Annotated in this window: 20 protein-coding genes and 1 riboswitch; of the genes, 3 read left to right on the top strand and 17 right to left on the bottom strand. The window is 39.2% G+C overall.

Annotated features, from left to right (window positions below; genetic code table 11):
- Positions 1 to 89: 89 nt before the first annotated feature.
- A complete protein-coding gene (locus JNUCC1_RS12165) occupies positions 90 to 1,082 on the bottom strand; it encodes an Ltp family lipoprotein (protein WP_197431729.1) in 993 nt (330 codons plus the stop codon).
- Positions 1,083 to 1,480: 398 nt separating this feature from the next.
- Here JNUCC1_RS12165 and JNUCC1_RS12160 point away from each other — a divergent pair, with 398 nt between their 5' ends.
- Both JNUCC1_RS12160 and JNUCC1_RS12155 read left to right on the top strand, forming a co-directional pair.
- On the top strand, positions 1,481 to 1,795 hold the full coding sequence (locus JNUCC1_RS12160) for a hypothetical protein (RefSeq protein ID WP_156645740.1): 315 nt from the start codon (positions 1,481 to 1,483) through the stop codon (positions 1,793 to 1,795).
- 117 nt (positions 1,796 to 1,912) lie between these two features.
- Positions 1,913 to 2,557 (top strand): hypothetical protein, encoded by a 645-nt coding sequence (locus tag JNUCC1_RS12155; RefSeq protein WP_156645739.1) that lies wholly within the window; start codon positions 1,913 to 1,915, stop codon positions 2,555 to 2,557.
- 263 nt (positions 2,558 to 2,820) lie between these two features.
- Here JNUCC1_RS12155 and JNUCC1_RS12150 read toward each other — a convergent pair whose 3' ends face one another.
- From JNUCC1_RS12150 to JNUCC1_RS12130, 5 genes are all read right to left on the bottom strand, one after another.
- Positions 2,821 to 3,018 carry a cold-shock protein gene (locus tag JNUCC1_RS12150; protein WP_156645738.1) on the bottom strand — a complete coding sequence of 66 codons (198 nt, stop codon included), beginning with the start codon at positions 3,016 to 3,018 and terminating at the stop codon, positions 2,821 to 2,823.
- Positions 3,019 to 3,232: 214 nt separating this feature from the next.
- Positions 3,233 to 3,538, bottom strand: a complete 306-nt coding sequence (locus JNUCC1_RS12145; protein ID WP_156645737.1) for a type II toxin-antitoxin system RelE/ParE family toxin — start codon at positions 3,536 to 3,538, stop codon at positions 3,233 to 3,235.
- Positions 3,528 to 3,794 carry a type II toxin-antitoxin system Phd/YefM family antitoxin gene (locus JNUCC1_RS12140; RefSeq protein ID WP_156645736.1) on the bottom strand — a complete coding sequence of 89 codons (267 nt, stop codon included), beginning with the start codon at positions 3,792 to 3,794 and terminating at the stop codon, positions 3,528 to 3,530. The genes JNUCC1_RS12145 and JNUCC1_RS12140 overlap by 11 nt, the downstream gene beginning before the upstream one ends.
- 222 nt (positions 3,795 to 4,016) lie before the next feature.
- Complete coding sequence (locus JNUCC1_RS12135) at positions 4,017 to 4,790, bottom strand: ABC transporter permease (protein WP_156645735.1); 774 nt, start codon at positions 4,788 to 4,790, stop codon at positions 4,017 to 4,019.
- A 57-nt stretch (positions 4,791 to 4,847) separates the two neighbouring features.
- Complete coding sequence (locus JNUCC1_RS12130; RefSeq protein WP_331713772.1) at positions 4,848 to 5,576, bottom strand: ABC transporter ATP-binding protein; 729 nt, start codon at positions 5,574 to 5,576, stop codon at positions 4,848 to 4,850.
- A gap of 300 nt (positions 5,577 to 5,876) precedes the next feature.
- A riboswitch (SAM riboswitch) is annotated at positions 5,877 to 5,979 on the top strand.
- 272 nt (positions 5,980 to 6,251) lie between these two features.
- Between JNUCC1_RS12130 and JNUCC1_RS12125 the strand changes: the two genes are divergently transcribed.
- Entirely contained in the window at positions 6,252 to 6,578 is a 327-nt protein-coding gene (locus JNUCC1_RS12125; protein WP_156645734.1) for a hypothetical protein, read from the top strand.
- Between the two features lie 35 nt (positions 6,579 to 6,613).
- Here JNUCC1_RS12125 and JNUCC1_RS12120 read toward each other — a convergent pair whose 3' ends face one another.
- The 11 genes from JNUCC1_RS12120 to JNUCC1_RS12075 all read right to left on the bottom strand — a co-directional run bounded on the left by JNUCC1_RS12120 (position 6,614) and on the right by JNUCC1_RS12075 (position 13,635).
- On the bottom strand, positions 6,614 to 6,928 hold the full coding sequence (locus JNUCC1_RS12120; RefSeq protein ID WP_156645733.1) for a sigma factor: 315 nt from the start codon (positions 6,926 to 6,928) through the stop codon (positions 6,614 to 6,616).
- Positions 6,929 to 7,214: 286 nt separating this feature from the next.
- Positions 7,215 to 7,565, bottom strand: coding sequence for a type II toxin-antitoxin system RelE/ParE family toxin (locus JNUCC1_RS12115; RefSeq protein ID WP_156645732.1), 351 nt, complete (start codon positions 7,563 to 7,565; stop codon positions 7,215 to 7,217).
- The gene (locus JNUCC1_RS12110; protein WP_156645731.1) at positions 7,549 to 7,815 is read right to left on the bottom strand and encodes a hypothetical protein; all 267 of its coding nucleotides are present in this window, start codon (positions 7,813 to 7,815) and stop codon (positions 7,549 to 7,551) included. Before JNUCC1_RS12110 ends, JNUCC1_RS12115 begins: the two co-directional genes overlap by 17 nt.
- A gap of 202 nt (positions 7,816 to 8,017) precedes the next feature.
- Entirely contained in the window at positions 8,018 to 8,158 is a 141-nt protein-coding gene (locus JNUCC1_RS12105) for a hypothetical protein (RefSeq protein WP_197431728.1), read from the bottom strand.
- 133 nt (positions 8,159 to 8,291) lie between these two features.
- A complete protein-coding gene (locus JNUCC1_RS12100; RefSeq protein WP_156645729.1) occupies positions 8,292 to 8,471 on the bottom strand; it encodes a hypothetical protein in 180 nt (59 codons plus the stop codon).
- 702 nt (positions 8,472 to 9,173) lie between these two features.
- The gene (locus tag JNUCC1_RS12095) at positions 9,174 to 9,800 is read right to left on the bottom strand and encodes a class I SAM-dependent methyltransferase (protein ID WP_156645728.1); all 627 of its coding nucleotides are present in this window, start codon (positions 9,798 to 9,800) and stop codon (positions 9,174 to 9,176) included.
- 379 nt (positions 9,801 to 10,179) lie between these two features.
- Entirely contained in the window at positions 10,180 to 10,476 is a 297-nt protein-coding gene (locus JNUCC1_RS12090; RefSeq protein WP_156645727.1) for a hypothetical protein, read from the bottom strand.
- Positions 10,451 to 10,678, bottom strand: a complete 228-nt coding sequence (locus tag JNUCC1_RS18750; RefSeq protein ID WP_231784202.1) for a hypothetical protein — start codon at positions 10,676 to 10,678, stop codon at positions 10,451 to 10,453. Before JNUCC1_RS18750 ends, JNUCC1_RS12090 begins: the two co-directional genes overlap by 26 nt.
- A gap of 129 nt (positions 10,679 to 10,807) precedes the next feature.
- Positions 10,808 to 11,551: a class I SAM-dependent methyltransferase gene (locus JNUCC1_RS12085; protein WP_156645726.1), complete on the bottom strand. Its 744-nt coding sequence runs from the start codon at positions 11,549 to 11,551 to the stop codon at positions 10,808 to 10,810.
- Positions 11,529 to 11,873 (bottom strand): TIGR04104 family putative zinc finger protein, encoded by a 345-nt coding sequence (locus JNUCC1_RS12080; RefSeq protein ID WP_156645725.1) that lies wholly within the window; start codon positions 11,871 to 11,873, stop codon positions 11,529 to 11,531. Before JNUCC1_RS12080 ends, JNUCC1_RS12085 begins: the two co-directional genes overlap by 23 nt.
- A gap of 478 nt (positions 11,874 to 12,351) precedes the next feature.
- Positions 12,352 to 13,635, bottom strand: a complete 1,284-nt coding sequence (locus JNUCC1_RS12075) for an IS110 family transposase (RefSeq protein WP_156645724.1) — start codon at positions 13,633 to 13,635, stop codon at positions 12,352 to 12,354.
- Between the last annotated feature and the right edge of the window lie 153 nt (positions 13,636 to 13,788).

Below are 13,788 nucleotides of genomic sequence, written 5' to 3'. Positions count from 1 at the left end.
ACTAAAAGAAGCACGGGAGCCGTTCGAGCCGTCCCCGTGCTTCTGCAATAGCTTTTGATACATATAAATGCTTATTGATTTCCAACAAACTACAAACCGACTTCATTCGCAGCATAAGTAGCTACTTCACCACTGAATCCCTCATATTTCAACTGCTCTATTAAACCGCTTCTTGAAAATGCGTCATAGTTTAAATAGTTTTCAGCCATCTTGACTGCTTGTGCTTTCCAATCCACAGTTACGTTTCCAGCAGCATATGCGGCATGATCATTGCTAAACCCTTCATACATCAACTGCTCTATTAAACCCTTTTTCGAAAAGGCATCGTAATCCAAATAATTGTTGGCCATCTCCACTGCTTGCTCTTTCCAATTGACATCTATTTTTCCTGCTGCGTATGTGGCATCCTTTTTATTAAAACCTTCATATTCTAATTGTTCTATGAGACCACTCTGTGAAAAAGCTGTGTAGTTGATATAGTTTCTGGCCATCTGTACCGCTTGTTGTTGTGACATTGTTTCAGCACTTTCTTTCTTTGCTGCTTTCTTTTTTGGTTTTTCTTGTTTTTCCTTCTTTTGCTGTTCCTTCTTCTCTTGTTCTACTTGTTCTTGCTTTTCTTTTTCTTTCTGTTCCTGTGCTGCTTTTTCTTCTTGCTCCTGTTTTTCCTTTTCAGCACGCTCTTTTGCTTTCTTCTCCTCCTCTTCTTTTTCTTTCTGTTCTTGTTCCTCTTTTTCTTGCTGCTCTTGCTTTTCCTTCTCTTCCTTCTCTTTTTGCTCCTGCTCTCTTTCTCTCCGTTCTTGTTCTTCCTTTTCTTGTTGTTCCTCTTCTTGTTGCTCCTGCTCTTCTTTTTCTTTTTCTTCTTGCTCTAACTGATCACCTTTAACAGCGCTTTCATTTTCAGGTGATACAGTAACCCCCACTAAAACAAAAAACAATGCTGCGGCTACCCCGAAATACATACCAGCAAATTTCCTATTCCTTTTGTTTTCAGGAAGCCATTTCAATGCAAATTCCGGCTTGATTAAACCTATTATTAACGCGGCAAAAGATATTAAAAATAAGAATAGAAATAAATCATCCATTTGGTTTGTCCCCCTGAATTCATTATTTTATGCCAGTCGACAACGCAACAATCATACCCCTCCTTTCTTTTGGAATAGCTGTTCTAGGTGATCTTACATAATTGCCGTTAGTTGTATTGTTGATTTCTTCGAGGTTAGATATAAAGATAAAGGCTGCATAATACACAATGGAATAAGGTCACATGAACATGTGAAAGATTAATAGTGGATCAAATAAACGTTGTTTTACAGAGGTGTGGTTTCTAATTTACTCGCCCTTATAAAGCACCATAAGAGGCTTTTTAACTTTAATGTTTGAATTATTTTAACACTTTTATCAAGAATTATCAATCATATTTAAAAACATTTCTTAACAAGCTTAATACGAGTTGTTATTTTAGCCACAAAGAAGCATCTTCATGGAAAGCGAGGGCGCATTGCGGGTGTTTGACAGTGGTGAAGGAACGTATGACTTTTTCGTGAATATCGAGAATGATCATTTGCTTGCCGAGCTTGCGAAACATAAAGAAACGGAACAGATTAATGTTGTTCAATCACAGTACAAATACGGTATGGCTTTGCTTGGCCTGGCTGTGATTCAGCATTATTTGAACAAGGAAGACGAGAAAGATGAAGAGTTTGATATATCCGAAGCGGTTTATGAATATACTAAGGTTATCTCATCGGTTTTTATACCGATGATTCAGTCGGTTGGTGGGATTGGGGTGGAGTAAACAGGGCGCTTCATTAGTAGTCGGTATGGCACAAATAGTAACTAAAATGAACATTATAAACTCCTTCTCTCGCGTTTTGCTAAGCATGAACATCAAAACAAAAAGGAGTTATTTGAAATGAAAAAGATGGTTATTCCAATTGTTGTACTGGTTTTTATGGTAATGGGACTGTTTGGCTGCACAAGCGATAACGACCAGCTTAGAAACGTTGGTGAGACAGGTACACATTCGAAGCTAAAAGCTGTGAATCTGGCTGAGAAACAGGATATAATTTTGCCAATAGAAGATAAAGATCTGTATGACAATGCAGATAGCGTTGCTGATGTGGAAATGAATGACACGGAAACCACCAGTACTGATACAGATATGGAACCTGATTATTTAAGCAATCTGTCTTCGTCGCTTAACAGCGTATCGACTATTCTCAGTGACCTTGGTGAGAATTTTAGTGAGGCAAATAATGATAGGTCTGTCATAGAAACGAATAGATGGCAGACAGATGTGAGGTTTAATGCAACTAAAATTCAATTGGTTGCTGCGGCTTTACAAGGGATGGATAACGAAGGTCTTGTACCAGATGAGTTTATAGAATTAAATGATTTATCCGTACGGGCCTTTATGACAATGGCTGAGGGCGCTAAAATCATAGCAGATGGCGCAGAAGAAGGCAATATGGATACTTTTTCAACAGGGCAATTTGTAATGGTTAAGGGATTTGATATGTTTGATGAAGTTGAAGCTGAAATAGATAGGTTGGAGTAAGCTGCCAGTATAGGAGTAACTAAAGTCAGTCTCTTGATGCTTTTGTCTTCTGGTTCTGTAATAAAAAGATGATAAGTGTGCACTCTGACATCATACGTCTGAAGAAATCGTTCTGATAATCGAAAGTCATACAAATAGAATTTAGGAGCCATTCGAGCAAGAAAACGCAAAATCCTCTTTGATAACAGACACCCTTCTAGTTGATTTTCCCACACAAAAATAAAAAGCCCTTCTGCGATAGAAGGGCTTTTCACGATCAATTATTATTTTACAACGTTAGCTGCTTGTGGTCCGCGGTTACCTTCTTCAATGTCGAAAGTAACTTGCTGGCCTTCGTCTAAAGTTTTGAAACCTTCGCCTTGAATAGCTGAGAAGTGTACGAATACGTCGTCTCCACCTTCAACTTCAATGAAACCGAAACCTTTGTCTGCGTTAAACCATTTTACTGTACCTGTGTTCATCTAAAATTCCTCCGTTGTGCATTGTGCACGTATATTACTTTGATTGCTCACTTCTATAATTCAAGACGACGATATAAGCTAAGATGTTATAACATTAATCCTGTATTGCTAGGACGAACAATTAAGTTACTCAAAGTATAGCACGTGTTGCTGAGAAAAGATACTGTTTTTGTACTTTTATTCAGAGGGACTTCTCAATGAATGATCTGGCCCATTAATAAAACAATTTTGTATACTCTCTCTGTGTATCAGCAATATGATAAATATAAATCGCATCCTCGATCTTACGATAAATTGCTACATGCTTTTTAGAAATGACCATACGATAACCTTGTTCATTCAACCAGTCATCTGGTGTCATGGAACCCGAATCCGGGAAATCCTCCAGTCGTTCAATCGTGTTCATTATACCGTTACTGACCTTTTTTGCTGTTTGCAAATCAAACTGTATCATATAATAATCCTGTATCTTTTTTAAATCTTCCCAGGCGGAAGGCAGAATTTCAATTTTATATGTCATCTGCCCGCTCACTTAGTCTTCTTCTTGTCTCGGAAATACTAAGGGTTTTCGCTCCACTCATTCTTTCTTGCTCTGCCTGCAGAACTTTTGAACGAAGCTGTAAAATTTGTTCCCTTTTTTCAAAGGCATCAATACTCATAAGGACCATATCCCCCTCGCCATTTTTTGTTATATATATGGGCTCTTTGGTTTCCTTTGCAAGATGCGATATTGCAGAGTAATCATTTCTTAATGCTGCTGATGGTTTTATGATCATGACTCTACACTCCTTGTATCAATATATTGATATAATTATACCCTTATTTTCATACAAATTAAAGGAAAAATACCCACACACCTTTAATAACATAACATTTCTATAGTATTACCAATGTTTTGGGAAGCATGGAGACGTTTCTGACGCTTTCGTACTAGAAAAAGGAAGCATGAGAACCGGCCCCATGCTTCAGCAGCTAAGGTTCACACATAGTGGTCTCCGTTATACATTCTTTTTTCTAAAAACCACATAAACCAGAAAAAGAAAAATGATGATATATATAATATTACCGGCAAATAACTGGCCTATGGATAATCGTGTCAATGATGCAATCTCGCCACCACTACTGATTTGGTTGCTCAAATTTAACATATTAAGGGGATTCCATTTTAATATCTCCCACTTTTCAATAGCCAAGAACATAATACCCGACACGATGGAGGCAGCAAAGTAGAATATAATTCCAATTACAATGGCAACTGCGGTATTCCTGAAAACACAAGACAATAATAATACCAGGCTGATCAGCAGCCATAGACCTACAAAATTGCCTAAAGCATTGAATAGAAAGGTCTGTAATAGATTCATACTTCCATTTGCTTTATCCAAAAAACCCAAATCGGGGGACATAAAAAACTTTAGAATGATTGCTATAATTGATGTGCTTGCATATAGAACGATTGAATAAATAAACAATGTAATACATTTGCTTATGATCACCTGTGTTCTCGTATAATTACGGTAAAGAAGGTTTTTAATTGTCCCGTATTGAAATTCCATAGTAATGATTGTACTGGCCTGAATAATCATGATAAAAACGATCCAGGCATAAGCGGCATATGCAGAGGTAAACATACTTTTAGGTTCAAAGATATCCGGTTTTGTTTTAGAAACAACAGAAATGAATATCATTATTATCGTTACAGCACCAAATAGAATGAAAGTCGATTTCTTTTTATATAATTTGAATAGTTCCTGTCTGACTAATGTACCCATGTAATTCTCCCCCGTCCCCCAACACAATACGTGTTTGATATTCTTTGTTATTCCACCCTAAGATTGCGTAGGTGTTGAATGTTTCTTTGCATCTAATACTTGTAAGAATGCAGTTTCTAAATCCCCGTCTTCAGCATCTTCTTTAATCTTTTCTACGGTTGTTTTTGAAATAATTTCGCCTTGATTTACAATTAAAAGTGTGTTGGTCACCTTCTCTAACTCACTTAATATGTGGCTGGAAATGAAAAATGCAACGCCTTTATCAGTACGTTTTAGAATGGCATTACGCACATCCCGGATAGCCTGAGGGTCTAATCCATTCATAGGCTCATCTAAAAAAATGATTTGCGGATTATTTAAAAAGGATAAAGCGATGCCCAATTTTTGTTTCATCCCCAATGAGTAGGTTTTAGCTTTTTTATGTATAAATTCGGACATATTTAAATCATTGATGATCCGATTGATTTCCTCATTATTTTTCCCTTCAAAAAATAGTTTTAAGTTATCATAGCCGGTTAAAAAGGGATATATCCCAGGATGTTCAATTAAAGCGCCTACTTTGATAGGGGAATGATTAACGTGCGAGACTTCTTTCCCTTCGACCCTCATAACACCATTCTGATAATTCGTCAAACCTAAAACCACTTTCATGAGCGTTGTCTTTCCAGCGCCATTTCCCCCAATCAGTCCCACAACATCTCCTTTTTCTAATGAAAAGTTTATAGCGTTCAAAACCCTTACTCCTTTAATTTCTTTACCAATATTTCCAACTAATAATAGGGTCACATTAAAACTCCTCTTCTTTTTTTAGTTCACGAATAAGGTAAAATGACTCATTTCATTACCCTCATAGCTAACCGTTAGTTGTCTCTTTATAAATACTAAGCCAATGGACCTGTGAATATGTGTTCCGAAATGAAAAAAGAAAACGTACTAACCATTTGTCAAAATAATCATAGATTAAAATTAGTTTACCATTTCGAACTTGAAGTATCAATTTTCTTAATTTATGATATCTTTTACCTCCTGATTATCTCAAACCTGTATTCACAAATAAAAGTATGCTATAATAAACGCAACTCAATAAGGTTATCAAGAGTGAACGAGAGCACTGGCTCAATGACTTCACAGCAACCTGCCCCGTGGGTAAGGTGCTCCTTCCAGCAAAGCTTGCTTTGAATGATAACGAACGGTGCTCAGGCCCTTTGTATGCATTCATATGCAGCAAAGGGCTTTTTCATTTGCTCTAAGGGAAGGCAGCATATTTACGAGCTTAGATTATCGATCATAACAGCGCCGTCCAGCTCCAGCGCCTACCCCTTGAGTCATAAGCAATATCGTTCCTTGGCACAAAACGCCACTACACAGTCTTGCTTATGATTTTCGGGGGTGATCAAGGCGCTTCCGCTTTTGATGTTTGCCTTGATAGGCCTATTGGGAAACAGATAGGAGGAATGTCACATGAATACAACAGGTTTCATTCGCGGGTATATGTCCAAGGGTTATGATGGGGAGAGGTTTTTGCATCATGTTGCTGGGACTGTTCAAAGGCAGCTGCAGGAGTGGGATGAGGCATATGCGGTCGAAGTGATCAAAATGCATAGCTATGTGGTGTCGGTCAGGAATAGAGACGAAACGATAAACCTGATCATATCGGAGGGTCTGCTGTCGTCGCTTCAGGATCGGTCTCCTTACGCTTTGGACAGGTATATTTGGTCAGCGCTGGAGGAAGGTGGCCTTGAGATCAGGGATTTTGAGGGGAATTATTTGGAGTATGTGTTGATGTAGGAAAGCATGGGGACGTTTCTGACGCTTCCGTACTATTAAAAGGAAGCATGAGAACCGGACCCATGCTTCTTCCCATCAAGAACGATCTTCTTTCTTCTCCTTATGACGTCATATGCCGTGCGGATCAGAATCTTTGTTAACCATGTACTAAAAAATTGGGGCTGCTTTACTTGATCGACTGATATAAAGGCTTTATAAATCGTTTCTTGGAGAACATCTAATGCGTCATCTTTATTACCGACGTAAAGAAAAGCCGTTTTATACAATTTCTCACTTTCAATTTTCACAAGCGATTCAAAGGCTTTTTCGTTTCCATTTATAGCCTTCTTAACGAGAGATATATGATCCAATTTATAACCTCCTTTCACCCGTTAGAGCAATCAACCTTTGAAAAAGTTTCAAAAAAATAGCTAGAAGAAAATTGTTTCCTTCTAGCTTTACTTATCAGACTGGAAATATCAAATAATGGTGTAACCGTGTCAGTCCCTGACGATTTAGAGCGGGGAAAGCATGGGAACGGTTCGATGCTTTTACACTATGAAAAGGAAGCATGAGAACCGGCCCCATGCTCTTCTGGCCCTTTTCTTCAATAAGGGGTGCTAATCCCTTATTAGAGAATATGGCCCGATTCTTAAATTATTTTATCCGTTTTCGCTTAGAACGAGATGGCAAAATGTTAATAACATCAATATTTTCTTCATTTTCATTAACCGCATAAAAAACCAGATAATTTAATATTCGGTGCCGCCCCTTTCCGTAAGTAAGGCAACGCAAACCTTTAAAAGTTCCCTGCTCAACCACCTTCCCAGCATATGGAAAAGAAGATAACAGACGATCAATTTCGTCAATCATGTTATCTTCTTTAGAAAACCACCATTCAAGCACATCTTCCCCTTGCTCTGCAAAGAAGGCTTGAATTTGATCTAAACACCTATTAAATTCCTCTGTAAAATGAACTGAAAATTTCCGGTTACCGTCTTTGGTCATACCGTCGCTCCTTTAATTCATTTGCGGTATACCTTTTCATGTCCGGATTATCGAGATATCGCTGGAGTGATTCCTTTAATTCCGGATAGGATTCAATTTTAACCTCCAGATTGCTGAGATTTTCATCTTCTAAATCAGTATCATGTACTTCAAGCGAGAACAGCTTCCCATTTGCCACAAACATAGCCTCATCTTTATCATCTAATGCATTTGCAAGTTCTTTTTGTACATTTTTGCTTAATGCACCCATTCTTATCACCCCAAAAGTTTTTTTTAATTATAACATACGTAATGATTGTCTCGGAGATCATCAATAAATTCGCTTTTGCAGTTTTTATTTAAAAGCAACACTTATTTTACCCACCCCATTTTTTCCCATTAAATCTTATACCGCAAAATGGTTCTTTAAGGGACCATCACTTATTCAACAACTGCGCCCGATAGCTGTATTGTTAAGAATCACTTACTTCATCACTTTTATTAGAAAACATTAAACTTATAACTGCTCCACCTATAATTCCAAAAATTATACCCCATACAATTTTATTAAAGATTAGTCCCAAAATTATACCTATTATAATTCCAATACTCATACCTATAATGCTCATCAAAAATCACTCCTTTTTCTGTAACAATCTGGCCCGTTTCAGGAAAGAATTGTGTCCGATTCTGACACCACGTTGTACGCAATTACCCGATTGATGAAATTCTTATTTGTCTTTTTCATTAAACTTGTTCATTCAACCATGTATTTGGTGTCATGGAACCCGAATCCGGGAAATCCACCAGTCGTTCAATCGTATTTAATATATGATTACTGACCTTCGTTGCTGTTTGCAAATCAAACTGTATCAAATAATAACCCTGAATCTTTTTAAGTCTTCCCAGACTGAAGGCAGAATTCAATCTCGCACTTCATTTGCTCGCTCACTTAGTCTCCTTCTTGTTTCAGAAATACTGAGTGTTTCTGCTCCACTGATTCTTTCCTGCTCTACCTGCAGAACTTTTGAACGGAGCTGTAAAAATTGCTCCCTTTTTTCAAAGGCATCAATACTTTTTTTCTAAACTGAAAGACAGCGGTTCTAATTGAAAAATTTTTTTCATTACCGCTTTCCCCCTGCCTTATTGTTTTTCATCCTATTATAAAATACGCAAGCAGCATTGTAAGCGACTATTAATAATGCGCCCGTCAAACATCCATATATAGGCGGCATATAAGGTATATCCGAAAAAAACACAATTTGACTTCCAATGCTTCCTCCGAGGAATACAAACGGTGCTAACATAGTTAATCTCCACTCAGAGTTTTTGGGGTCCTTCTTTTCAGTAATTTTTCATACCTCCTTTCAAAATACAAAAATGGTCTGTCTGTTGGACAAACCTTGTACAGCAACTGCGCTCATCAGTAAAAACAGAACCATTTATTGTTTCTCCAGTTCTCTAATTCGCGCTTCTAATTTTTTAATCTTGTCTGTTTGTTGGGAAGCCAGTGCAAAAGCAGCACCGGCCAAACCTAAGGCACCCCACATGACAAATTCCATCTCTTTACCCCCATTTTATGAATAACACTGTTGTTTAATCTATCTGTTCGAAAAAATCACCCTGCCATTATTTCGAAATCACAAACACCCCACCACAATGAGAAATCGGATGAAACTCGCAGTGACACATATTTTCCAGCCGAGATTTAAATTCATCAAAAACGAAATAAAACTCATCGTCATCCCAGTAGTCGATGCTGTCCTGACGGCACTGATTGAGCTTTTCCCGTGTTTCAAAAGCTACGTCACCGATGAATATTTTGCCGTCCTTTTTGAGCAGGGGTAATAGATCAGTAATGAACTCCACTTTGGCCTCGTCTGCTAAATGGTGCAACGCATACGTGCTGATGATGGCGTCATATTTTTCATCTTGAATCTCGGGAGGCAAGCCCTTTGCTATATCCCATTTCATCAAGTTTCCATTCGGCATCGCGGCATGTGCGATGTCGATCATTTTTCTCGAAAAATCGATCCCGTCGATCTGGTGTCCATTGGCGTACAATTGGCTTGTTAAGACACCTGTCCCAAAACCAATATCCAGCACCTTGGCGTTCGGTGTCTGCATCACCTCATTAAAAATCACATTTAGGATTTCCTTATATCCCGCAAAAGGATAATGATTGTTTTCCTCACTTAACTGGACTGTTTCATCGTAATGATCAGCCCATAAATCAAAGCCATGATGGTTGAGCATAAATGCGCCTCCAATATTTTATGTAAAATTAAGATTCGTGCAGCGCCTATCAAAGGAAGAATGGCTTCTATCCAAGCAAGAACCGCCTTTATCCAACGAACATGCCTTCCTATCCGAGCAATAACGACATCTATCAAACGAAGAACGCATTCTATCAGAGCAAGAACGACTTCTATCAAACGTAAATGACGTTCTATCAAAGCAACGCGGCGCCTTGGCTGCTTTCAACTGAATATACTTATGTGCATTTTGATTTGTTATGAGACAACGTTGCACGACAATTGCTTGGTGAATTATCTAATTCTCTTTCGCTTGAACCCTCTAAACTGCAGAAGCTTTTCCCTTACAGCCGGCAGCCAAATAACCTTTTTAGTGTCCACTATTCGAAATCCTTTGCTGAAAGTGAATCCAGCAATTCTGCAGTTGACATACCTTTTCTCATTTTATACTCACTTTTGCTTTCCTCGATCATCTGTTTAAGTTGGGGATTATTTTCCACATCCGCCTTAATTGAAGGTTCGTCTTCCTCCTGTAGGACGAGAGTGAACTTCCCCTTTCCCGGTATAGAAAATTGAAAAACAGAATTATCACGATCCATATTTGCTATCTGACTCATAAGTTCTTCTGAAGATTCTATATACCCCACAAAATCACCGCCTTGTTTTACCTTTATCATAACACAATAGAAGCTGTTTCACCGTAGTGGTCAGCCCATAAATCAAACCTGTGATGATTAAGGATGAACGCCCTCCAATATTTTTATGTGAAATCAAGATTCGTGCAGGGTCTATCAAAGGAAGAATGTCTTCTATCCAAGCAAGAACCTTTTCTATCCAACGAGGATTCCTTTCTATCCAAGCAAGAACGACTTCTATCAAACGAAGAACGCATTCTATCAGAGCAAGAACGACTTCTATCAAACGTAAAGGTCGTTCTATCAAAGCAACCTAGCATCTTTGGCTACTCCCCAGCTTAACATACGTAATGGTGCCATCGATCATTCACCATTACGGTTTTATTGTGGCTTTTAACACCAGAAAAGAAGGCCGGCGCGTCTCATTGATAAGCTTTGGCATTTTTTCTATGCCGGCTGGGGTCGACTGGGGCTCCAGGATGCGATTTAACGCGAAGCCATTTTCAATGAGGGTGTTGATTAAGGTGGAAATGGTTCTGTGATAGACCACAACGCCGTCGACAAACCAGTCATGTTCTCTTAATCCCTCCTCTTGATAATGGTCTAAAGCCCAGTGTTGTCTTGTCCCTTCCTCATCCTTGACCCAATGACCGCTGCCTTTGCGGGCTGTTACGATTGGGTGTTCTATGGAAAAAATAAATTCGCCGTTGTTGGCGAGCATTTCGTACATGTTCTGAATCAAGGCCGAATAATCTCGGATGTAATGGATAGCTAACGAGCTTATGATCACATCAAATGTTTGACCGGCGGCGAACGTTAAGTCTTCCATCGGCAAACGCATAAATTCTATTCGCTGGTCACTGTTTATCTTGTTAGCCCGTTCGATCATATTTTCCGAAATATCAACGCCTATGACCTTTTGGGCGCCATTTTCTACACAGTACTTTGAAAAGTGTCCATCACCACAGCCCAGATCCAATACTGTTTTGCCCCTCAGGTCCGGGATCATGGATTTGATGGCCGGCTGTTCGATAAAATCATTATAAGTAACACCGCTCTCGCGCAATGTGATGTAGTTCTTGAAAAATTGCGGGTCATCGTAAATGTTTTGCTTCATTCATCCCTCTCCTTCCGTCCCCATCTATTTCATTCAACGATACGACATCGAATGGGGTAACATACGGTGCAATCAAAGAACCCGCAAATGCAATGACCAGCCCTATGCCTATTGTGGGTAGAAGATTTAAGTCTGAGAGGAAATACATGAAAATCAACATGGGCAAAACGGTTAAGGCAGTCACGATAAACCGTCCGGAAATGGTTATTTTGTGTTTTGCACCACAGTGATGACACTCAATTGAGCCGTATAACAAGCCTAAAAACGACCGATACACTTGGCCCCAGCTAAAACGTCTGTTACAGTTTAGACATTTTTGCATAAAAAGTACCTCCCTCTATATAATTAAAATATCTCCAAAATGCTCTTACTTTCTTAGAATTACTCAAACACTTCATTGACATATTGAATGCGGGTTGAGTATCAGGTGTTGATTTCGGAAATTTCGGACGTAGTCTATGCCATCCTAACGCCCAAACTGTGAACATTTGGTGACAAGAGACGTGATAACCGTGCTGAAAATCTCCACACAACTTATGGTCGCTCACCCTCCCATGTATCACGGGATTATTATCCATACATTCCTTCGTCCTGCGTATCCACAAGGTGGAGGTCGGAAATGCTCCTTAGCTGGGTCTATTGCCCGAATGGGTTAAATAAGCTCCGACTCTGCACTATTGGTGTTTGTTCAATCCTAAGGCCATCAGATGCATTTGTTGAAACATCCCAAATGAATTAAAAAGGTTTATTAATCGCTCATTCAGAACCACTTATCTACGTGGAGTAGTTAACATCAATATTCATGCCACCTGACTTGTTTGTAATTCAGGTAGTCCTTGTAGTAGTTTACTTCCATCAAATTCACACTGCTTCGTGCCAATGGCGAATAAGACACGTATCAACTTACCGCACAAAGCGATCAGAGATTGTTGCTTTTTCAAAGGACGATCGGGACGCGTGGTGTAATAATGATGCAATGTCTTGAACGTCGAATTATGTGCTACCAGTGGGCGCACAGCTAAATAGATCGCTCTTCTCAATCGCTTGCGTCCACGCTTGTCTATTCGTGTTTGCCCTTTGAATTTACCCGAGCTGTGTTCTTTTAAGGATAGACCAGCCATACTTACAATTTGCTGGGGATGACTGTAGTTGGAGAGGTCTCCGACCTCGGCGAAAAACGTGGCCACTGTCGTGGGACCAATGCCTTTAATAGCCATCATTTCTTTAGCTCCAGGTAGATCTGTTATAAGTGTTTCGATCTCTTTATCCAATGACACAAGTTGTTGGTTGTACAATTCATATTGATCAAGCAGAGTCTGTAATTCCTGCCTGGCAAAGCGCAAACCTATCTGAACACCAATGCTTTTCTGGGCAGCTTGGACAAGCTGATTGGCACGTTTGATGCCCACACCACTTTTAACGACTGTTTTCCACGTTGAAAGCACGTCTTCAGGGGTCATATCCTGAATATCAGATGGAAATGGGAATTCACGCAGTGTACAAATAGCTGTCTTACCATTCCAGTCATTAAACACATCATCAAACTCCGGAAAATACCGTTGTATGGCGTTTTGGATGCGTCCTTCGACAATCATCAGCTGTTTGGTGAGTTGATCTCGTAATTTAATCCCTTCCCTTAACTCGGCATAAACACCGTCAAGAAGGTTCGGTACAGAGTATCGACCATCCTTAACCATCTGTGCAATAACACGTGCGTCTTTCGTATCATTTTTTGTGGGCGAATTGTCGTCCAGCTCTTTGCTTTTTTTAACATGCATCGGGTTAACTAACACAAAGTCATAACCTTTGGCGTTCAGGTAGTAGGCTAGACTCTTCCAAAAGTGGCCAGTCGGTTCAACGCCAAACATGACATGTGTCTTTTGGTTTTCCTCTTGAAGCCTAGCTACCCAATCAAGCAGCTTTTGATAACCGTGTATTCGATTTTCAAAGATCAATCGTTTGCCAAATTCAATACCTCGATAATCTTGTGCGCGAGCTACGTGTTTGTCTTTTGCGATGTCAATCCCCACGATCAATGTGAATTCTGTGATTTGCGCGATTTTGTGATTTTGGTTATAATTCATTGCGAGTCCTCCTTGGTATTTATTTAATTCGGGGTCATGATCATGACACCCTGTACTATACCAAGAGGGCTCTTTTCTGTTCAAACCTCAAATTTCTTCATTACAGGAATGCTCCTTATTATTAACGTATTAATTTTGTTTTACCATCAAATG

This window comes from Lentibacillus sp. JNUCC-1 (assembly GCF_009741735.1).
Classification (GTDB): Bacteria; Bacillota; Bacilli; order Bacillales; family Amphibacillaceae; genus Lentibacillus_B.
Note: the sequence above shows the minus strand (reverse complement) of the source record. Positions and strands in the feature narration are given on the sequence as shown.